Origin of the sequence: Bacillus sp. FSL H8-0547 (assembly GCA_038002745.1) — a bacterium.
Lineage (GTDB): Bacteria > Bacillota > Bacilli > Bacillales > Bacillaceae > Bacillus_P.
The window spans coordinates 557,490-575,827 of sequence record JBBODD010000001.1; the positions used below are offsets into that span (position 1 = coordinate 557,490).

Consider the following 18,338-nt stretch of genomic DNA (forward strand, 5'->3'; position numbering starts at 1 on the left):
CTGTTAGTCCCCCTTTACTACTGTGATAAAGTCCTGATCTTTGCTGATGACACCTTCATCGAAAACCAGCCTCGTGTTAAAGAAGTATGACCTCTCATCGTTTGATTCCGTAAGGTTTTGAGGAAGCCTGAATACGAAATCAATCCGGTTTTGTTCGTCAGCAGCAATTTGCTTTGAGGTTAAAATATTCGACGTTTCAAGCACATTCTCACTCCCGGCAGACAGATCAGCCGCAACCAAATCACAGTCAATCCGCTTCAGCTGCTGCTCAATCACACCGCCTTTTATTAAAAAGTAACCTTTCACACACTCACCGGGACTGAACTCTTCCTTAGTAAGGATTAAATCAATTTGAGCAGAACCAATACCTAGAATAGACATATATTTTCTTAGAATCATCTTCATTCCTCCTATTTAAATCCTATTTTTTTCGTGTACTTGTCATCAATGCGCTGTTCAATTTTTTCAAGCTGCGTTTTATCCTTCAGCAGTTCCTCTTTGTTTTCACGAATTAATTTTTCAATGGACCATCGGATTTTTTTCATATACTCTCACACCTCATATAGGAAATTTCGAATAAAAAAACCTTTGCCTGCATTCGGCAAAGGTTTTTTGTTCTTAAAAACAATAAAGACCTTTACCGGTAATAGGTAAAGGTCTTGCTAACAACGCAATGGTTGCCAATAGAGCCGGAAGCAAATTGCTTCGAAGTGACGACACTATTGTAAAAGCTACTCCCCTTTAGGAGGTTCATTTATTCGATTGGTATACTGCTATTTTATAAGAAACCGACAATGATGTCAACAACTAATCTAAATTTTATAATAATTAGGCGGTTGTCAGACGTTAGAAAAGGCAGGCGGGTACACCACTGTTCCTGCTGCTTGTTCAAGAGAACCCTGCTCTAATTCCAAAGCCATAAAAACCTCATCACGCACTTCAAAAGGCGGCTTAATTCCATATTCAATTGCAGGCTTAAAACCAAATTTGGCATAAAACAGAGGATGTCCAAGAACGATGACAGATTTGTACCCCAGCATTTTACTGCGTATCAACCCATCTCTCACAAGGGCTGAACCAATGCCCTTATTCTGCATCTGAGGACTGACTGCCATAGGAGCCAGCGCCAGCGCTGCTATTTTATTATTTTGAGTTTGAATATGAATGCTGCTAAAAAGGATGTGACCAATGATATTGCCTGTGTCACCCAATGCTACCAGTGATAACTCAGGAATAAACCCGTCAGAGCTCCTTATTTCCGCAATCAGCTTTGCTTCGTTTTCCTGACAGAACGCATCATCATTCATTTGTTTTATTTCTTGAATGTCTTCTTCTCTTTCAGGTCTAATTTTATACACAGATTTCTTCCCCTTTATGTCTTTTACACAAGCCATTTAAGTTGTTCAACTGTTTATGAGTTTACACCAATTATGGCATTTCCAATATAAGAAAAACATAGATTGATACAAAAAGGAGGGAAAACATGTTAATCAAATTAAGTGTTGCAGGTGCTTCGGGTGCGTTCATCTGTCTTGCTGTCCATTTGATCGGAACATTAAAAAAAGGGATGGTTACGCTGGATGAAACCAACAAGACGCTTGCAGAAGTCAGAAATGCCGTAAACGGGCTTTCAGAAGAAGCCGAGCAGCTGATTCATACAGCCAATCAGCTAACATCAGATGTCAAAGGCAAAATCCGCACTGTCGATCCGCTCCTTGAATCTGCCCATGACGTCGGTGAAATGCTCCACAATGTCACATCCTCCATCAAGCAGGTCGGAGCTGTCTTTGGAGCTAAACGCCAGCAGCGGACAGAGATTTCGGTCAATGAACCTCCCGTGCGGATCAAAGGACCTCTCAATATAAATGTAAAATAGGTGCACCTCCTCACAATGAAACTGTAAATATGACAAATAATACGTTTCACTTTAGGGAAATTATGGTATGATATCAGAGTCATTACTGCCATATTACCTATTAAAAGGGAGCGATCTGCCATGCAAAAATACCGAAGAAGAAATACACCGGCCTTTACATTCCTCGCTTACTTTACGTTCTTTGCCGGAGTCGCGCTGTTTTGTATCGGACTGTACAATGCCGATAACCTTCAGCTGAATGAAAAAGGCTACTACATCGCTGTCATGATGCTTGTTGCCGTTGGAGCAATTCTAACGCAGAAAGTTACACGCGACAATGCCGAAGACGATGAAATGATTGCTGAGCAGGAGCGCAAACAAAGTCTTGGAAAATCAATGGATTCATAGAATGAAAACCGGACTAGTGCTATAGCTCGTCCGGTTTATTTATGTTAAAGTGCTAAAAATGAATCCCAACTTGCTGGCGCCATTCGGCTTAGTGCTGCCACTTTTACCAGAGTTGGATGCTCGTTTGTGGCGTCATTCGGCTTAGTGCCGTCACTTTTACCAGAGTTGGATGCTCGTTTGTGGTGTCATTCGGCTTAGTGCTGCCACTTTTACCAGAATTGGATGCTCGTTTGTGGCGTCATTCCGCTTAGTGCCGCCACTTTCACCAGAATTGGATGCCCGTTTGTGGTGTCATTTTCCGGATTTTTATTGAACCCCAATTTATTGTTATAACATGTTTTGTCGAAGCCTCTTTTATAGGTGCAAATAAAAAACGGCAGCAACAAGCTGCCGTTTCCCATCAAAAACTTGAAATCCCGCTCCACTCCTGAAAGCGGTACATGAATGTCAAAAAGAGCGAATCATCTGCAAATACTTCATAATCCTCTGTGTATGTTCCTGACTGATTTGACCAGAGCTCATCAAAATAGGCTTCCATTTCCTCCATCATCCCTGTATTGGAAGGGCCGGTAATTTTCAGATCTGTCTCAAGGTTAAAATCTCCGAGATTGCGTTTCGTAAAATTGGCTGATCCGCCAATGACCGTATCCTCTTCCTCACCCTCAAAAAACATCAGCTTCGTGTGATACTGTTCGCCGTTTGTTTTATACCACCGCACCTGGATGTTTCCATCAGATTTTGAAACAAGTTCATGAGCAGCAGGCCTGTTGGGAACACCGTTCTTCTCCCGTCCAAAGGCATCTTTGTTTGCATCAAGTATCAGTCTGACCTCTGCTCCTCTTTCTGAAGCTGCTAGCAGCTCATTAATGATGTCGCGGTCAGATAAATAAAATGCCCCAATTTTAATCTTTTCACCTTTTCCGGTCTGCTTCATTTCGTTTACTAAGTGTTTCTTGATTTTCCCTTCGGTTAAAAGCTGAACATCATAAGCGCCGGATTCCGCCTGTGCAAATACAACAGCGCTCTCATCCATTTCCACATCCGTTCCTGACAAGGAAGCGACCGCTTTTTCCGTTTCAACAAGTTCCCTCAGGATCTCTCCTTTTACAGCAAACGCAATATTAGAGTGGAGCGAACTGCCGTCGTGGGGATTGGCGGACGTCACGATTCCTTCTTTTTCAGATACAATGACTTTCCTGTGATTTGCTTTAAAATTTAATAAGTCCAGATAGGACCTGAGTGTGACATCAGGAGAATCAGGACTGAACGCATTCGGAATCCAGCCGCTTCCACCGGTTCCAAACCACTGCAGAAACGTCCTGTGGCCCCCGGAGAAAAAGGGATTCGAATCCCTGAGAGGCTTTAAATCCGTAAAGACAACTTCAATGCCGTTTTCTTTCAGCTCTTCTGCAATCTGTGACGGGTATGATCCATAAAAGGTATTAATGCGGTCGGTAATCACCGTTATCTGGATTTCTTTATCCTTCTGTTTCTTTTCAATTAAAGCGTCTTTAAGGCTGCGGGACAGGGCTGGATAGCTTGCAGACCGGTCGTATTCGTCGTTAAACAAGAACATATCCATCATGATAAACTGGTCAGCCTCTTCAATGGTATCTTCAATCCTGTCAAAAATGACCTGATTATGAGTCACTTCTTCCCCGTTTTCAAACGTCAGATCGTAGAGAAATTCCACCTGCCCGGCATGAATATCACCTTCGTGGGAGATGCCTGCCGGAAGAGGTTTTGTATAATGATAGACTGCTGTGCCAGAAGCCAAAAGGACGAAAAGCAAAAGTGCGCCAAGAAAAACCTTCCTCTTCCGTTTCTTTTTTACGCTTGTTTTTTCTTGTATGACTGTATTGGCCATAATCAAACGCTCCTTAAATAATTGCAGAATAGTATATAAACAGACCCATTATATCTAACGTTTTATTAGGTGAAAAGTTTCATTTTTTCAAAAAATACACATTTAAAAACCAGTCTGATCAAATGACAGACTGGTTTTCTGAAGTTTAATTGACCGCGGCTATTTCAGAAGGCTCTGATTCCTGTTCAAATGCATCGACAGTTGTCACGTAATAAGTATGGTCTGCCGCATTTTCATCCATAAAACTCTTTCTTTCAAGAGCTGATATGCTCGCAATTTGCTCGAAGTTCTCGCCATTTTTGTCTCCTCTGTATACTCTGTAGCCTGCAACCGTATCTTCGCGGACAGCATGCCACGTTACAAATGTTCCATTCACTTCTACAGTATCAGGGGCAGGGGGAGGAACATTCTTTGCCGGTTTCTTTTCCTTTTTTAACTCTGCAAACACGACAAGTCTTTCCTCATGCGTTCCTGCAGAGCGGTCAAACGTTCCTGAACAAGTAATCAAATTTAAATTCTGTCCTTCTGACGTCTGGAAGATTTCATCGATCGGAGCTGATGAACGTTCATAGCTTTCCTGCTTTTTTACGATAAACGTAAGAGCTGTTCCGTTTTGATCCTTTACGATGATTTCGTCGCCCTCTTTTACTTTTTTCAGATCAAAGAAGATGGCAGGACCCGTTTTGCTGTCAACATGTCCTGCAAGAACTGCGCTTCCCTTGCTTCCAGGCTTCACTCCAGGTTCAAACCAGCCGACATTATTAATGTCCTCTGGCACCCCCATCTGACCGTTGTCAAGAATCCCCACCTGTTCAATTGGGGCATTCACATTTATCGATGGGATTTCAACGGTTGCAGGGATGATGCCTTTCATCTGGGCAGTCTCTCTTTTTTGGGCTTCAATCAGCTTTTTCACTTCTGCTTTTAATAAGGTAAATTCATTCAGCGGACGTTCAGACCCATCTGCCCCGGCGGCAGCATTTTCCGTCTGCACAGTCGTTTGCTCTGCTTTTTTGGGGGAGGTATCGGTAGAGGATAATTGAGTTGGGAAAAGCCCGTAACTGTAGCCCGCGAGGATAAAACAGATAACGCTGCTTATGCCGAGTAAGATGATTTTTTTCATTTTCCAATGCACCCCGTTTATAAATCACATAGTTTTGTTCTAATAAGGAAAAAAGAGGGAAAGGATCAGTGCGCTTGCAGCTGATCCAATCTCATGTGTTCTAAAACAGAGCATCCCTCTCATCTCTCTTTTCAGCAATTACTTCTGTTGAGCCGTTTTTCTTCTGAAAAGAACAAGAGCTGCTGCAGCTAAGAGCGAGCCTAGGCCTGCAAATACGGCTGCTGATGCCGGAAGTGCTTCACTTGTTCCGCCGAGTCCTGTTTTTGGCATGTCTTCAGGCATTGCTGAAGCTTCAAATTTATCAGGCATTTGCGTCACAATGGCATTTCCAAGGTTCTGGCCTACACCGAACATGAACTTGTAGCCTTCGCGGAATGACTGGTAAGCTGCATCGTAGTCGCCGGCAACATATTGGTCAAACGTTTGTGTTACAAGTGCTTCGTGCTGCTTAATTGCTGCCTGTGCGTCTTTGGCAGGAAGGTTTTCACCCGTTGCAGCACCAAGGAATGTGCCGAAGTCCATTGCAAATTGATCAAGCTTTGCTTTAGATTCTGTGATTTTCGCATCATCGCCTTCAAGCGTAGCTGCTACAATTTCAGCTTGTGCATTGATGTGGTTGCCCTGCCATACTTTTTCAAACTGTGCCGCACCCTCTTCTCCATATACAGAGCCGATTGCCGCTTTAAAGTCTGCTGTGTTGGCATCTTCTGACCAGCTGACAAAGTCATAATCTTCTGTTTGGTCAAATCCTTTTTGCATGCCGGTAGCCGCTAAAGAGAAATGCTCAGCAGCAAGGCTGTTCAAGGTTGAGCGAAGGTCAGCTGCAGGTGTATCGGATTTTGTATTTTCGAATTTTTCAGGCATTTGAGTTGTGATGGCTCCCGCTAATGCGTCACTGATCACATACATATGTTTATATCCTTCTCGGAATGTTTCATTTGCTTCCTTGTAGTCGCCTTCTACGTAGTTATCAAAAACTTCAAGCACCTGGGCTTCGTGAACTTTCACTGCCTCTTCAGCTGCTTCTTTAGGAAGCTTTCCTTCTGTTGCAGTTCCAAGGAAGGTTGAAAATTCTTCAACAAATGCCGCGACTTCTTTTTCTGCTTCTGCACGGGCATTTTCGTCATTTCCTTTTGCCGCATTTACAAGATCGGCCGTGTAATTATTATGTTCCCGGAAGATTCGCTCGAATTCAGCTGCGCCTTCTTCCCCGTATACTGAAGCAATGGCAGGAGTCATGTCAGCTGCATTTTGATCTAAAGCTTTGTTTGCTGCCTCTGCATCTTTTGCTCCATCATAGGACTTTGTCATGGCTGTTACCGCTAAAACAAAATGCTCTGACAATAGGTAGTCAAGGTCTGCTCTGAGCTGCGCTGCAGGTGTGTTGACTGTCGGCTTCATTTCCTCTGCCTGGACGGCCGTTCCGAAAGTTGGTACAAGTAAGGATAATCCAAGTGCAGGTGCTAACAATTTTTTGATTTTCATGATTACACGCTCCCTGTCGTTTTTTTAAGTTCGTTTTGAACTTCTTGTACAGGAAACGACAGGATTTTTTAAATGGATCACTTTTTTATTCATTTTTTATCTGGGTATAAAAAAACAGACGGATTTTCCGCCTGTTTTCATCTATTATCCCAGGTCCACGTTGTGGTATACCTGCTGAACATCCTCTAAATCTTCCAGCGCATCAATCATTTTTTCAAATTGTGCCTGTGCATCTTCAGGGAGCTCAACATCATTTTGCGCAAGCATCGTAAGCTCTGCCACGGTAAATTCAGTAATGCCCGCCTGTTTGAATGCTTCCTGAACAGCATGAAATTGGTCTGGTTCAGCATAGACAATCACAGAATCTTCCTCTTCAAGGATATCCCGCACATCAAGATCTGCTTCCATTAAAAGCTCCAGCACATCCTCTTCATTCTTTCCTTCAACGCCTATAACGGCAGTTGCATCAAACATGTACGCAACCGAACCGTTAACTCCCATGTTGCCGCCATTTTTTCCAAACGCAGCCCGGACATCGGATGCTGTGCGGTTGACGTTGTTTGTCAATGCATCCACGATGACCATTGAACCATTCGGCCCGAAGCCTTCATAACGAAGCTCATCATAGCTTTCTTCAGAGCCTCCTTTTGCTTTTTCGATTGCGCGGTCAACGATGTTTTTAGGGACGCTGTATGTTTTTGCACGTTCAAGCACCATGCGGAGTGCCTGGTTTGATTCAGGATTCGGCTCGCCCTGCTTGGCTGCTACATAAATCTCCCGGCCGAATTTTGCGTAAATCCGGCTTGTATTTGCATCTTTAGACGCCTTTTTCTCTTTAATATTGTTCCATTTACGGCCCATAATTTTTTCACTCTCTTTCCATTCTTATAAAAATGCCTGTTTAAACAAGCACGTGTATGATTGACATTCAATCTATTATAGCAAATTCCTCCCGTTTTTTTCGAGTACTTGTTTCCTTGTTTCAATCTTTCATAGAGCGGGTACCTTTTTACCATGGAGGCGATAAAGATGAAACCGAAATTCAAAGTTTTTCACGATGATGAACAGCTGAAGGAATCGATTGACAGATTGCGCCATGACGGCATCAGGGACGAGGATATCTACATACTCTCACACGACAATGATCACGTCAGACGCGACCGCAAAGAAACAGACGCTAATAAAATCGGCGTAGGTGTAACCGGAGTCGGAACAGCGATAAAAAATGTGTTCAGAAGCAAAGATGACAAACTCGTCGTGAAAATGGAAGAAATCGGGTTTGATACTGAAATGGCCGAAAAGCTCGAAGAAGAACTTGATAAAGGCAAAACGCTTCTTGTGGTAAGAAATCAGGATGAAGTGACATTCTGATATTCAAATACAAAAAAAGCTCCAGCATAACTGCCGGAGCTTTTTTGCGTCTGTTGCTATTCGTTCGATACTCTCTTAAACGGCCACCAGTTTGCTGACCCGAATGTTTTTACCATAACCGGTATAAACAGCGGCAGGATCACAAGTGCGTATAAGAACAATCCGATTAAAATGATGGAGGCAATCTGCAGCAGAGAAAGCATTCCGGAAGGCATCATTGCAGCGAACGTGCCTCCGAGTATAACGGCTGCTGAAATAATAACTGTCCCCATCTTTTTCATAGACATCAGCATTGCTTCGCCTACTGACAGATCACGGTATTCATTGAAGCGGTCCATCAGGAAAATACTGTAGTCGACGCCAAGCGCAACAAGAATGACAAATCCAAAAAACGGTACGGCCCAGCTTATGCCTGTGTACTGAAGAATGTCTACAAAAATCACTTCATTGATCGCCATGGATGTAAAGTAGGCCAACACGAGTGAACCAATAATGTAGATTGGCATAATCAGAGAGCGGAACATAAAGATGAGAATAATAGAGATTCCCACAAGCATTAAAATAACTGTACGCGAGTAATCCTGTGCAGAAACAGTACTCAAATCTGCGTTTGTGCTTGTAATGCCGCCTACGGCCACATCTGCATTTTCAAGCTTTGTATCCTTTACAGCACGGTTTACAGCTTCTTTAATTTCCGGCACTTGTTCAATCGCTTCATTGGAATACGGACTTGCTTCAAACACAACATCAAGCGTCATCGTTTTCCGGTCTTCAGACATGTAGGCATCAAGCGCCTGCGCAAATTCCTTGCTGTCAAGAACTTCCTCAGGCAGGTAGAATCCATTTTGATCCGAGGACTTGGAAAGACCGGTCAAGTAATCCTGAGCAGAGCCGATCCCGTCTGATACTTGGTTAAGCCCGTCAGCACTCTGATTTAAGCCGTCCGTCAGCTGACCAAGCTGGCCGCCAAGATCTCCAAACCCGTCAAGCAGCTGCTTTTGGCCGGAATTGACTTCTCCAAGCCCGTTTGAAAATTTCGGCATGTTTCCGACAATCTGCCCTTGGCCGTCAGCGAGCTGATTAAGTCCCGCAAGCTGCTGATCAATGCCTTTAATAAGAGCGTCGATGCCGCCAGGGAATTGTGCAAGACCGTTGTTTGCCTGGGTGAAGCCTGTGTTTGCCTGGGTCATGCCGGCTGAGACCGCGGATAGCTTTCCGTTCAGCTCACTAAGACCGGGAGACAGTAAGTTGAGAGATTCTTTTGCTGTCGCAACTGTTCCTACAAGCGTTTGGTATCTAGTGTCGCTTTCTAAACTTTTATTGGAATTACCTTCTTGCTTTGTATACTCCTGACCCAATGCAGCAAAATCATTACTATTAAGCTTGTTGAATGCTTGATTCAATGATGAAAGACCAGCTTCCAATTCTTTATAACCTGCAGTAAGTTCGCCGAGTCCAGTTCCTAATAACTTATAATTAGCCTCAAGCTCTTCATACCCGGCTGAAAGCTCCTCAAGCTTTGCCTTTGTATTCAAAAGCCCCTCTTTAATTTTCGCCGAGCCGGTGCTGCCCTGACGAATGCCGTCTTCAATCTTGACAAGATTTGACTGAACCTCATTAATGCCTGACTGGAGTTCAGACGTTCCCGAGATCAGTCCGTTAATTCCTTCTGTTGCGTCATTCAGCTGGGGCTGTGATTTTGACAGCTCGCTGCCGGCCTCGTTCAATCCTTTGCTGATTTCATCGATTCCTTCTTTGCCGTCGCCGAGTCCATCGCTCAGGTTTTCCGCCTGTTTGGCAACGAAGAAGTCTTCAATTGGCTCTCCCGCCGGACGGGTAACGGACCGGACATTATCAACAAGGTCGACTTTTTCGACCTCCTGGCTGATTTTTTCGGCCAATGCTGCATATTCTGCAGAGTCCATTTCTTCATCATTTTGCATTACAATCTGTGTGGGCATGGATTCACCCGGTCCAAAGCTGTCGGCAATGGCATTAAATGCCTTGATCGAGGAAACATCTCCGCTGATTTCTTCAAGAGAATCAAATGACAGTTCGCCGTCATAAACGGCCAGAAACGGCACGCAAATGGCTGCAACAATCAGCAGGGAGAGCAGCGGGCGGGCAAGCGAGAATCTGCCGAGGATGCTCCAAAGTCGGCTTTCCCCGTGTTCTGCTTTGCTTTTGGACGGCCAGAAAATCTTCCCGCCGAGCACGGCCATGAAAAACGGCACAATCGTAAATAACGCGATAAGCAGCACAGCCACACCGACTGCAACCGCCGAAGCTGACTGGTAGAGTTTAAACTGTGAAAATCCGATGGCAGCAAAGCCGATCATGACGGCAACGCCGCTGAAAAAGACTGTCCGGCCCGCGTTTTTATACGTTGCCACGATGGCATCAGTCACTGTTTCACTTACGGCCAATTCTTCTTTAAATCTGCTCAGAATCAAAATACAGTAGTCGGTTCCAATTCCAAATAGAACGGCTACAAGGAAAATCTGAGTGTAGTTCGAGATAGGAAAATCCGATGAATCTACTAAAAACGAAACGATAGACTGTGAAGCAAGATACGTGAAGCCCACCGCAAGAAGCGGGATAATAGGCGCCACGATGGATCTAAAGACAAGAAGTAGCACTGCGAGTATAAAAATAACCGTAATGCCCTCTGTCTTTTTCAATCCTTCTTCAGAGCTCTTTATCAAGTCTTCATTGATCATCCAGTTGCCTGTATAGTCATATTCAACGTCCACATCGCTGATTGCTTCATAGAGAGCATCTCTCACTTCTTCCGGTTCGCGGTCGTTCCATGCGACATTGACAGATGCAAGAATCGCTTTGCCGTCTTTTGAGACAAGCTGTTCTTTGAGGCTTTTTTCGTTAAAATGGGTGAGAATTTCGGTTATACCGAGTTTATCTTCTTCTTTTTCAAGCGTGCGGATTGCCTTTTCCGCTTCGGAAATCTCTGATTTCGTCAGCTTTTTCTCGCTGTAAAAGACAAGTGCCACCGAACTTGAATCTTCCCCGCCTTCTTCTTTTTGCACCTCATCAAGAATTTCAGATGCGTAGGAAGAGGAATAGCCCTCAGGAACATCGATCTGCCCCTTCTCCCGGACCAGGTCCGCCATGTTCGGAGCTGTAAACAGCAGTCCGGCAATAACGGCAATCCAAAGAATCAGGACAAACCATTTTTGTTTAATTATCGTATTCACTCAGATTCCCCCGTATGCTTTTCTTTGTTTTCAAGCAGAAGTCTGTTCAGCTTTTCATAGGTTTCAATAAACTGCGTGATCTCTTCGGGATCAAATTTATTGATAAATGATTCTACGAGCGTATGTATGCGGTTTTCCGCTTTTTCAAACAGTTCATGTCCCTTATCAGACAGCGTTAAGTAAACAACTCGGCGGTCATTTTCGTCGCGGTCGCGTTCAATCAGCCCCTTTTCATGAAGACGTGTAATGATGGCCGTAATGGCACTTTTTTTTACATTAAAAGCAGCTGCCAGTTCAGTCGATGTGCAGGTCTTTGCCCCGCTCATGTATCTCAGCATATAGTGCTGATCATTCGTCAGATCACTGCCGATCTGTTCTTTTACAAGCGTTTCCGCGATATTCGTCACAGAATAGGAAACCGCTATGTACCGGTCGACGAGCTCGGTAATTTTACTACATGACATGCCCAATCCCTCCTTTTGTGTCAAGTTCTGCATCTATCAAAATTATTAGTTCAACAATTTAACTTTTAACGTATTTAACTATATGACCCAGTGGTGAAAAAGTCAATGTAGATTCTGTTAAGAATGTAAACAAAAAAAAGATCCTTAAAAAGGATCAAGTGACACTTCAAGCTGAAGATCCAGCGGCTCGCGGCTGTATATCTCCCGATTAATTTCTCTAGCAGGCACGCAGCCTGCTTTCCGGTAAAAATGCTGTGTTTCCACGGATGGATGTGCGCCAATGTACAGTTTTTCAGCACCCATTTGTTTGGCATATGTGCAGGCAAGTTTAAAAAGCTCAAGACCTGTCCCTCTGCCCCGCGTCTCTTTTGAGACATGAATATATGACAGTTCAAGATAGTGCAGGCTTCTCCCGAACTTCTTTCCTTCAACCGCGGCAAAACCTATCAGGTGCTCTCCCAGGAAGGCGCCAATGACAGTTCCTCCAGCCCGCATGCATTGCTTGAGGGATTGAATGACTTCATTCTTCTTTTCACGGTCCCAATCATCGGTAAAAGAATCTTCCTTTTCCCTGAACTGGCCATTTTCCGCATACCATACCCGATCAGTTTTCTGATACCTGACAAAATGGTCGAGCAGGCCCGGTTTTACATCTTCTGCAAGAAGTCTTCTGTATAGAATGAACATGAATGATTCCTCAATATTGTTTAATTTGTTCAGAGAAGGCAATGCTTGCTTTTCTTCTTGATTTTCTGATCTGCGAGCGCTCATCACCTGTTGCGAATAAGTATTTTTCCTCATCGGATTCCGGAAAGACAGCTGGAACTTCTTTCGGCCGGCCATTTTCGTCAAGTGAGACGAACGTAATAAAGCTTGTTGCTGCGACCTTTGATTTCCCGCTTTTTAAATCCTCTGCTGTCACTTTTACAAACACTTCCATCGACGACCTTCCAGTGAACGTCACAAATGATTCAAGATGCACCGCATCTGCCGGACGGATCGGGTGCAGGAAATCAACCGAATCCATTGAGGCCGTGACGCATTCTGTTCTGCAGTGCTTGGATGCTGAAATGGATGCTACAACATCGATATAGGCCATCAGCTTTCCTCCAAACAGGGTCTGATGATTGTTTGTATCCGGAGGCAGCACGCGGTTTGTCTGAAAAACCCGTGACTCTGAACATGGTTTTGGAGGCAGTTTAGCCATTGATTAATCTCCTTTATGTAAAGAATTCTTTCTTTCTACTAAACCGAACCCGATGCCTGCAGGGTCTGTTGCATACGCAAGATAAAAGTCATCAAATTCCATCTTTTCTCTGACGATTACAGCTCCATTCCTTTTAGCAGCGGCAAGTGTCTGATCAATTGAATCTACTTCTATCTGAATTCTTGTTCCATGAGGAAAATCCTCCGGTCCTTTGCTGATTCCGCCGTTTATTCCCGTTGCACCCTGTTCTGTCTTTACCTGTCTGTAATCCCAGACCGGCTCGCCAACATCCCATCCGAACACCGACTCGTAAAATGCTGCCGCTTTTTCCGGATGTTTGCTGCTTAATTCAAAACCGACCACTTTTCCCATATGATTGATTCCCCCTTTTCCAACACCCATATTCTAACATATCTTAAGACATTTTTTAGCTCGTAAAAAAGGTTTCAATCGTATTACATCTCGTTACAACTGCCCCATAAGGTTTCTTTTTCAATTCATTTCCTTTATAATGCGCACTAGATGATTTTTTTTTAGAAAAAATTATACTTCTAGCTTAAAGGAAGGAGATCGATGATGAAAAAAATAATGTTTTCACTCATAACAGGTCTGATGGCCGTTGTTTTAGCCGCATGCGGAGGCAACGAAGAAAGCAAAGAGGCTAAAACAGAAAATAAAGCAAAAACAGCCGAAACCGATCAGCAGAAGGAACAGCAAAAGCAAATGGAAGAAATGCAGAAAAAATTAGAAAAGCAGCAAGTGGATGAGAAGAAGACGGTCGCTCTCGTTAATGACGAAGAGATTCTTGGAAAAGACTACAACAGCGTCCTTCAGGCAACACAGGGACAAATGCAGCAAATGGGACAGGATCCAACGTCCAAGGAAGCTGCCGAACAAGTAAAAAAGCAGACGCTTGACAGCTTAGTCGGACAAACCCTTCTTATGCAGGAAGCCGACAAAAAAGGCTACAAAGCATCTGATGAAGACGTAAAAAAACAGCTTGATGAAACGAAAAAACAATTCAAAACAGAAAAAGAATTTGAAGCAGCACTCAAAAAATCAGGCATGGACATGAAAACTCTTGAGTCTCAGATTGCTGATGACATCAAATTCAGACAGTATATCGAAAAAGAAGTGCCTGCAGGCGAAATCTCTGATGAAGAGATTCAAAAAACGTATGACCAGTACGCAGAGCAAGGAAAAGCAGCTAAACAGGAAGTACCTAAGCTTGAAGAAGTAAAACCTCAAATCGAGCAATCTCTCAAACAGCAAAAACAACAGGAACTTCTGGCTCAAAAAGTAGAAGAACTGAAGAAAAACGCAAAAATTGATCTTAAGATTTAATGAAGAGACCCCCGCTGATATGTCAGAGGGGGTTGTTTTGTGGTTATACAGTCTGAGGACCAGTTAACCTGGTACGATTTGATTGACGGAAACTTTAAAGAACTATCCCAAGTGTTCAATGAAGGTATTCTTGAATAAATGGGAGGATTCAACAATCGCAACCCCTTTTGAATGCATGTACTTTAAAGACTTCTCTTTTCTTGTATCACTCATGCTTGCTATTGCATCTTTTACAACTGTTGCAGTGAATTGCCTGCGGATGGAATCGAGTGCAGTTGCAGCTACACAGGCTTCTGCAAACAAACCAACAATAACTAAGTGTTTAATACTGTTAGCCGTTAAATATGAAACTAGCTCCGGATTGCTTAACGCACTTGATTTGCTTTTCGAAAAATAACGATCATTCACCCTCAGAAGCCTCTCATCCAGTTCAGCCCCCTCGCTTCCTTTTAATGCTGATTTCTTTGTTAAAAAATTGGAAATGAATTGTTTTGGTTCATATTCATTGCCAATATACACAACGGGCAGTTTTGTATGATCAGCTTTCTTTACAATGTCATTTACATTTTTCAGCATCGGTTCAATGTGATGTCCTGCTGCGGGCATTCGAGCTTTTTGGCCGATAAAGCCCTTTTGAATATCAAGTACAAGTATAGCTGTATCCATTTATTCGCTCTCCCTTGTTTGATTAGTGCCATTAGCTTTGAGATTTTTCTGCTTGAGGGTTCTTTTCTGCCGGATAAGTGCCATCAACTCTGGGATTGCTCTGCTTGAGGGTTCTGTTCTTCCGGATCAGTGCCATCAACTCTGGGATTGCTCCGCTTGAGGGTTCTGTTCTCCTGGATCAGTGCCATCAACTCTGGGATTGCTCTGCTTGAGGGTTCTGTTCTTCCGGATAAGTGCCATCAACTCTGGGATTGCTCTGCTTGAGGGTTCTATTCTCCCGGATAAGTGCCATCAACTCTGGGATTGCTCTGCTTGAGGGTTCTGTTCTTCTCGATAAGTGCCATCAACTCTGAGATTTCTCAGCTTGAGGGTTCTATTCTCTCGGATGAGTGCCATCAACTCTGAAATCTCTCCGCTTGATGGTTCTATTCTTCCCGATAAGTGCCATCAACCTATCGAATCTCTCCGCTTGATGGTTCTATTCTTCCCGATAAGTGCCATCAACTCTGAGATCTCTCCGCTTGAGGGTTCTGTTCTCCCGGATAAGTGCCATCAACTCTGAGATCTCTCCGCTTGAGTGTTCTGTTCTCCTGGATAAGTGCCATCAACTCTGAGATCTCTCCGCTTGAGTATTCTGTTCTCCCTGATAAGTGCCATCAACTCTGAAATCTCTCCGCTTGAGGGTTCTATTCTCCATGATAAGTGCCATCAAATCCAAGATTTCTCCAACTGAGGCATCCGTTCTCCCGGATAAGTGCCTTCAATTCCCCGATCCCTTCGCTTGATGGCACTATCCCAAAACTCTAATGAATCTGCTTTTCAAACAGCATATACCGGTCGCTGAACTTTGCCATTCTGCTTATCAGCAGCAAATTCACAAGGAGCAGGCCTAGCCCGATTAAAAACGTGACTCCAGACCCTACTAAAAAGAGCCCGCTTGCCTGACCCGCCATCATGGCGACCACCGGCAGGACAATGACCCCTCCGATGTTCTGTGCTTCCTGATACGTCTTCACCCGTGAAGAGATCAGCACGTTCAGCAGGACTGTCAGCAGGGAAACCATCGGAGACAGCCAGAAAATAAGAACAAGCCAGTTAGCGGACGGGAAAATCATTTGTCCGTACATCTGATAGCCGAGACTGTTGATAATGATCCCGCTTAGAACAAAACTTGCAAACGATACAAGCAGCGAAGGCAAGAATGATCCAATGATCTTGCTCACAAACAGCGTTTTGACAGACACTGGCGAAAACAGGAGACTTTCAAGTGTTCTTCGCTCTTTCTCTCCAACAAAACTGTTCGCTGCGACTACGCTTGCTGTAATAATCGGCACGAGGAGAAAAAGAGACGGCAGCATGTAATTTAAAAATAAAAAGACAAATTGCTGTTCAACTGTTTCAAAAGCAATGCTTTCCCGGTTCAGCTGGGTCATGAAGCTCGCGATCATCCTCTCCGCGTCACTGCCGGCAAGTTCCTCAAGATCTAAAAAGAGAGCGGCAGAGAGAATGGCTGCAGGGATGACGCTTGAAAAAAGAACAGGGATAATGATCAGTACGGCAAACAGGTTCTTGCTGCGGATAATGTCTCTAAGGTCTTTTTTAATGATGGCCTTCATGATTGTGCTGTTCATTGTGCATCTCCCTTACTTTAAAATAGATGGCCTCAAGTCCGCTGTTTACCATCTCAGCTGAATAAATGGAATGCTTTTTCAAAAGTTCCCTCAGCAGCCCTGAAATGTGTTCTTTGGAAGGCAGAGTGAACACCGCCTCTCCCGGTTTCAGCTGGTCAAAAGGAAAACTTGCTGCACCCCTTTGAATCATAGCAGGCTCCGTTATAACTTTCACTTTGACCTCATTCAAGTATTTATCGGACAGCTCTAATACCGTGCCCTGTTCAACAATCGTGCGGTTTTCAAGAAACGCAAAAGAGTCGCAGACAGGTTCAAGCTGATGAAGAACATGGGAACAGATGATGATGGTTGTGCCTGTTTCTTTGTTGTATTTTTTCAAATAGGACAGGACCATTTTAATGCCGTCCGGATCTAACCCGTTTGTTGGTTCATCTAAATAAAGTAGCTTTGGTTTATGCAGGAGTGCTTTCGCCAGCGCAAGACGTTTTTTCATGCCTGTGCTGTAGGTGCCTGCAGGTTTGTCTTTATGTTCGGCAAGGTCAAAAAGCTCAAGCAGTTCTCCAGTTCTTGATTTTTCTTTTACACCGTATAAATCAGCAAAAAACGCAAGATTCTCCTGGCCGCTTAACTGGTGATAGAGGCCGGCACTTTCCGTCACAACACCGGACAGCTTCCTGATTTCATCTCCGCTTGAGGCAGGATCATGGCCAAAAATGGAGATTTCACCGCTGTCGGGCTTGATGACGCCATTCAGGATCCGGATAAACGTCGTCTTTCCCGCACCGTTCGGACCGAGCAGCCCGATAATCCTTCCTTCTTCCGCTTTAAAATTCACACCATTCAGCACTGTGTGACTCCCAAATGATTTTGATACATCCGTGACCTTAATCATATCTGTCAATCTCCTTTTCTAACATTAATAGAATAGCGGAATAAACAGCAGCTGCATGGAAATATGGGCAAACATATGAGAAATAATTGCGTATTCGAATCCATTTTTCCAATACAGATAGCCGAAGAAAATTCCCCCAATGCCATTAAGCAAAAAGCTTCTGAACACGATTAACCCTGTAAGCTCGCCGAACACGACGAATGTAAAGGGTAAATGCAGCGCAGCAAATCCCAAAGCAGCAATGAGGATCGCTGCCCAGTATACGGTCTTGCCTGATGTTCTGAAAATCTTGCGGAATCCCCATACAAGAAAGGAGACAAAAAACAGGCGGAGAAGTGTTTCTTCAAAAACGCCTCCTCCTACTACACCCGCAGCCAAACCGAGCCATGAAAATTCAGGACTGAACTCATTTAATTGCAGAATGCGGTTTTCAAAATAAAAACGATCCGAAGCAACAATAAGAAACCCTGTTATTCCACCAAAGATGACAGCAAGCACAAAAGGTTTACCTGCAAACGATTTGTTTTGCCCTTTTTCAAAAAAAGACTGCAGAATGTCAAACGAAAAACCCGTTTTGCGTGCAAGATGAAACCCGGCCCAGGCTAACAGGAAACTCATCAAAAACAGCTGCGCGGAAAAAGCCAGAGACATAATCCCCACCTGCATATCCGCTGTCATTTTTTCAAATTCGCTTTGCGGCAGCGCTGAATTTAAGGTCTCTAATTGGTAAGGCAGCAGCAAAAAACCTGCCCCAAAACATATGACGCCGATAAACAATGCAAGCTTCATTTCCAATTTTTTCATAAGATCCCT

The 18,338-nt window shown here is 43.9% G+C and carries 20 protein-coding genes; 4 read left to right on the plus strand and 16 right to left on the minus strand.

Features of this window, described 5'->3' with window-relative positions:
• Window positions 1–3: 3 nt before the first annotated feature.
• The 3 genes from MHB63_02785 to MHB63_02795 all read right to left on the minus strand — a co-directional run bounded on the left by MHB63_02785 (window position 4) and on the right by MHB63_02795 (window position 1,358).
• Complete coding sequence (locus MHB63_02785) at window positions 4–399, minus strand: sporulation protein (GenBank protein MEK3805512.1); 396 nt, start codon at window positions 397–399, stop codon at window positions 4–6.
• Between the two features lie 11 nt (window positions 400–410).
• Window positions 411–545, minus strand: a complete 135-nt coding sequence (locus MHB63_02790; protein ID MEK3805513.1) for an FbpB family small basic protein — start codon at window positions 543–545, stop codon at window positions 411–413.
• A gap of 294 nt (window positions 546–839) precedes the next feature.
• Window positions 840–1,358 (minus strand): N-acetyltransferase, encoded by a 519-nt coding sequence (locus tag MHB63_02795; GenBank protein MEK3805514.1) that lies wholly within the window; start codon window positions 1,356–1,358, stop codon window positions 840–842.
• Window positions 1,359–1,483: 125 nt separating this feature from the next.
• Here MHB63_02795 and MHB63_02800 point away from each other — a divergent pair, with 125 nt between their 5' ends.
• Window positions 1,484–1,876 (plus strand): DUF948 domain-containing protein, encoded by a 393-nt coding sequence (locus tag MHB63_02800; GenBank protein MEK3805515.1) that lies wholly within the window; start codon window positions 1,484–1,486, stop codon window positions 1,874–1,876.
• A gap of 120 nt (window positions 1,877–1,996) precedes the next feature.
• The gene (locus tag MHB63_02805; protein ID MEK3805516.1) at window positions 1,997–2,263 is read left to right on the plus strand and encodes a YiaA/YiaB family inner membrane protein; all 267 of its coding nucleotides are present in this window, start codon (window positions 1,997–1,999) and stop codon (window positions 2,261–2,263) included.
• 400 nt (window positions 2,264–2,663) lie between these two features.
• Here the strand turns inward: MHB63_02805 and MHB63_02810 are convergent, their stop codons facing one another.
• The 4 genes from MHB63_02810 to MHB63_02825 all read right to left on the minus strand — a co-directional run bounded on the left by MHB63_02810 (window position 2,664) and on the right by MHB63_02825 (window position 7,599).
• Window positions 2,664–4,130 (minus strand): phospholipase D family protein, encoded by a 1,467-nt coding sequence (locus tag MHB63_02810; protein ID MEK3805517.1) that lies wholly within the window; start codon window positions 4,128–4,130, stop codon window positions 2,664–2,666.
• A 145-nt stretch (window positions 4,131–4,275) separates the two neighbouring features.
• Complete coding sequence (locus tag MHB63_02815) at window positions 4,276–5,253, minus strand: class F sortase (protein MEK3805518.1); 978 nt, start codon at window positions 5,251–5,253, stop codon at window positions 4,276–4,278.
• Window positions 5,254–5,391: 138 nt separating this feature from the next.
• Window positions 5,392–6,738, minus strand: a complete 1,347-nt coding sequence (locus tag MHB63_02820) for a copper amine oxidase (protein ID MEK3805519.1) — start codon at window positions 6,736–6,738, stop codon at window positions 5,392–5,394.
• 144 nt (window positions 6,739–6,882) lie between these two features.
• The gene (locus MHB63_02825; GenBank protein MEK3805520.1) at window positions 6,883–7,599 is read right to left on the minus strand and encodes a YebC/PmpR family DNA-binding transcriptional regulator; all 717 of its coding nucleotides are present in this window, start codon (window positions 7,597–7,599) and stop codon (window positions 6,883–6,885) included.
• A gap of 168 nt (window positions 7,600–7,767) precedes the next feature.
• On the opposite strand from MHB63_02825, the gene MHB63_02830 reads away from it, so the two are divergent.
• Window positions 7,768–8,109 carry a general stress protein gene (locus MHB63_02830; GenBank protein MEK3805521.1) on the plus strand — a complete coding sequence of 114 codons (342 nt, stop codon included), beginning with the start codon at window positions 7,768–7,770 and terminating at the stop codon, window positions 8,107–8,109.
• A 56-nt stretch (window positions 8,110–8,165) separates the two neighbouring features.
• Here the strand turns inward: MHB63_02830 and MHB63_02835 are convergent, their stop codons facing one another.
• From MHB63_02835 to MHB63_02855, 5 genes are all read right to left on the minus strand, one after another.
• The gene (locus MHB63_02835) at window positions 8,166–11,321 is read right to left on the minus strand and encodes an MMPL family transporter (protein ID MEK3805522.1); all 3,156 of its coding nucleotides are present in this window, start codon (window positions 11,319–11,321) and stop codon (window positions 8,166–8,168) included.
• Complete coding sequence (locus tag MHB63_02840; protein ID MEK3805523.1) at window positions 11,318–11,785, minus strand: MarR family transcriptional regulator; 468 nt, start codon at window positions 11,783–11,785, stop codon at window positions 11,318–11,320. The genes MHB63_02835 and MHB63_02840 overlap by 4 nt, the downstream gene beginning before the upstream one ends.
• A 144-nt stretch (window positions 11,786–11,929) precedes the next feature.
• Window positions 11,930–12,472, minus strand: a complete 543-nt coding sequence (locus MHB63_02845) for a GNAT family N-acetyltransferase (protein MEK3805524.1) — start codon at window positions 12,470–12,472, stop codon at window positions 11,930–11,932.
• Window positions 12,473–12,482: 10 nt separating this feature from the next.
• A complete protein-coding gene (locus tag MHB63_02850; GenBank protein ID MEK3805525.1) occupies window positions 12,483–12,992 on the minus strand; it encodes an acyl-CoA thioesterase in 510 nt (169 codons plus the stop codon).
• A gap of 3 nt (window positions 12,993–12,995) precedes the next feature.
• Window positions 12,996–13,364 carry a VOC family protein gene (locus MHB63_02855; GenBank protein MEK3805526.1) on the minus strand — a complete coding sequence of 123 codons (369 nt, stop codon included), beginning with the start codon at window positions 13,362–13,364 and terminating at the stop codon, window positions 12,996–12,998.
• A 204-nt stretch (window positions 13,365–13,568) separates the two neighbouring features.
• Between MHB63_02855 and MHB63_02860 the strand changes: the two genes are divergently transcribed.
• Window positions 13,569–14,336 carry a SurA N-terminal domain-containing protein gene (locus MHB63_02860; protein MEK3805527.1) on the plus strand — a complete coding sequence of 256 codons (768 nt, stop codon included), beginning with the start codon at window positions 13,569–13,571 and terminating at the stop codon, window positions 14,334–14,336.
• A gap of 102 nt (window positions 14,337–14,438) precedes the next feature.
• Here the strand turns inward: MHB63_02860 and MHB63_02865 are convergent, their stop codons facing one another.
• From MHB63_02865 to MHB63_02880, 4 genes are all read right to left on the minus strand, one after another.
• Window positions 14,439–15,002, minus strand: a complete 564-nt coding sequence (locus MHB63_02865) for an isochorismatase family cysteine hydrolase (GenBank protein ID MEK3805528.1) — start codon at window positions 15,000–15,002, stop codon at window positions 14,439–14,441.
• An 803-nt stretch (window positions 15,003–15,805) separates the two neighbouring features.
• Window positions 15,806–16,633, minus strand: coding sequence for an ABC transporter permease subunit (locus tag MHB63_02870; GenBank protein ID MEK3805529.1), 828 nt, complete (start codon window positions 16,631–16,633; stop codon window positions 15,806–15,808).
• Entirely contained in the window at window positions 16,602–17,525 is a 924-nt protein-coding gene (locus MHB63_02875) for an ABC transporter ATP-binding protein (protein ID MEK3805530.1), read from the minus strand. The genes MHB63_02870 and MHB63_02875 overlap by 32 nt, the downstream gene beginning before the upstream one ends.
• A gap of 24 nt (window positions 17,526–17,549) precedes the next feature.
• Window positions 17,550–18,329: a CPBP family glutamic-type intramembrane protease gene (locus MHB63_02880; protein ID MEK3805531.1), complete on the minus strand. Its 780-nt coding sequence runs from the start codon at window positions 18,327–18,329 to the stop codon at window positions 17,550–17,552.
• Window positions 18,330–18,338: the final 9 nt, after the last annotated feature.

Coding starts and splice junctions, on each gene's coding strand:
- MHB63_02855 (MEK3805526.1), bottom strand. CDS start 13,364: ATGGGAAAAGTGGTCGGTTTTGAATTAAGCAGCAAACATCCGGAAAAA.
- MHB63_02875 (MEK3805530.1), bottom strand. CDS start 17,525: ATGATTAAGGTCACGGATGTATCAAAATCATTTGGGAGTCACACAGTG.
- MHB63_02820 (MEK3805519.1), bottom strand. CDS start 6,738: ATGAAAATCAAAAAATTGTTAGCACCTGCACTTGGATTATCCTTACTT.
- MHB63_02800 (MEK3805515.1), top strand. CDS start 1,484: ATGTTAATCAAATTAAGTGTTGCAGGTGCTTCGGGTGCGTTCATCTGT.
- MHB63_02860 (MEK3805527.1), top strand. CDS start 13,569: ATGAAAAAAATAATGTTTTCACTCATAACAGGTCTGATGGCCGTTGTT.
- MHB63_02790 (MEK3805513.1), bottom strand. CDS start 545: ATGAAAAAAATCCGATGGTCCATTGAAAAATTAATTCGTGAAAACAAA.
- MHB63_02840 (MEK3805523.1), bottom strand. CDS start 11,785: ATGTCATGTAGTAAAATTACCGAGCTCGTCGACCGGTACATAGCGGTT.
- MHB63_02830 (MEK3805521.1), top strand. CDS start 7,768: ATGAAACCGAAATTCAAAGTTTTTCACGATGATGAACAGCTGAAGGAA.
- MHB63_02815 (MEK3805518.1), bottom strand. CDS start 5,253: ATGAAAAAAATCATCTTACTCGGCATAAGCAGCGTTATCTGTTTTATC.
- MHB63_02825 (MEK3805520.1), bottom strand. CDS start 7,599: ATGGGCCGTAAATGGAACAATATTAAAGAGAAAAAGGCGTCTAAAGAT.
- MHB63_02865 (MEK3805528.1), bottom strand. CDS start 15,002: ATGGATACAGCTATACTTGTACTTGATATTCAAAAGGGCTTTATCGGC.
- MHB63_02870 (MEK3805529.1), bottom strand. CDS start 16,633: ATGAACAGCACAATCATGAAGGCCATCATTAAAAAAGACCTTAGAGAC.
- MHB63_02805 (MEK3805516.1), top strand. CDS start 1,997: ATGCAAAAATACCGAAGAAGAAATACACCGGCCTTTACATTCCTCGCT.
- MHB63_02785 (MEK3805512.1), bottom strand. CDS start 399: ATGATTCTAAGAAAATATATGTCTATTCTAGGTATTGGTTCTGCTCAA.
- MHB63_02810 (MEK3805517.1), bottom strand. CDS start 4,130: ATGGCCAATACAGTCATACAAGAAAAAACAAGCGTAAAAAAGAAACGG.
- MHB63_02850 (MEK3805525.1), bottom strand. CDS start 12,992: ATGGCTAAACTGCCTCCAAAACCATGTTCAGAGTCACGGGTTTTTCAG.
- MHB63_02880 (MEK3805531.1), bottom strand. CDS start 18,329: ATGAAAAAATTGGAAATGAAGCTTGCATTGTTTATCGGCGTCATATGT.
- MHB63_02845 (MEK3805524.1), bottom strand. CDS start 12,472: ATGTTCATTCTATACAGAAGACTTCTTGCAGAAGATGTAAAACCGGGC.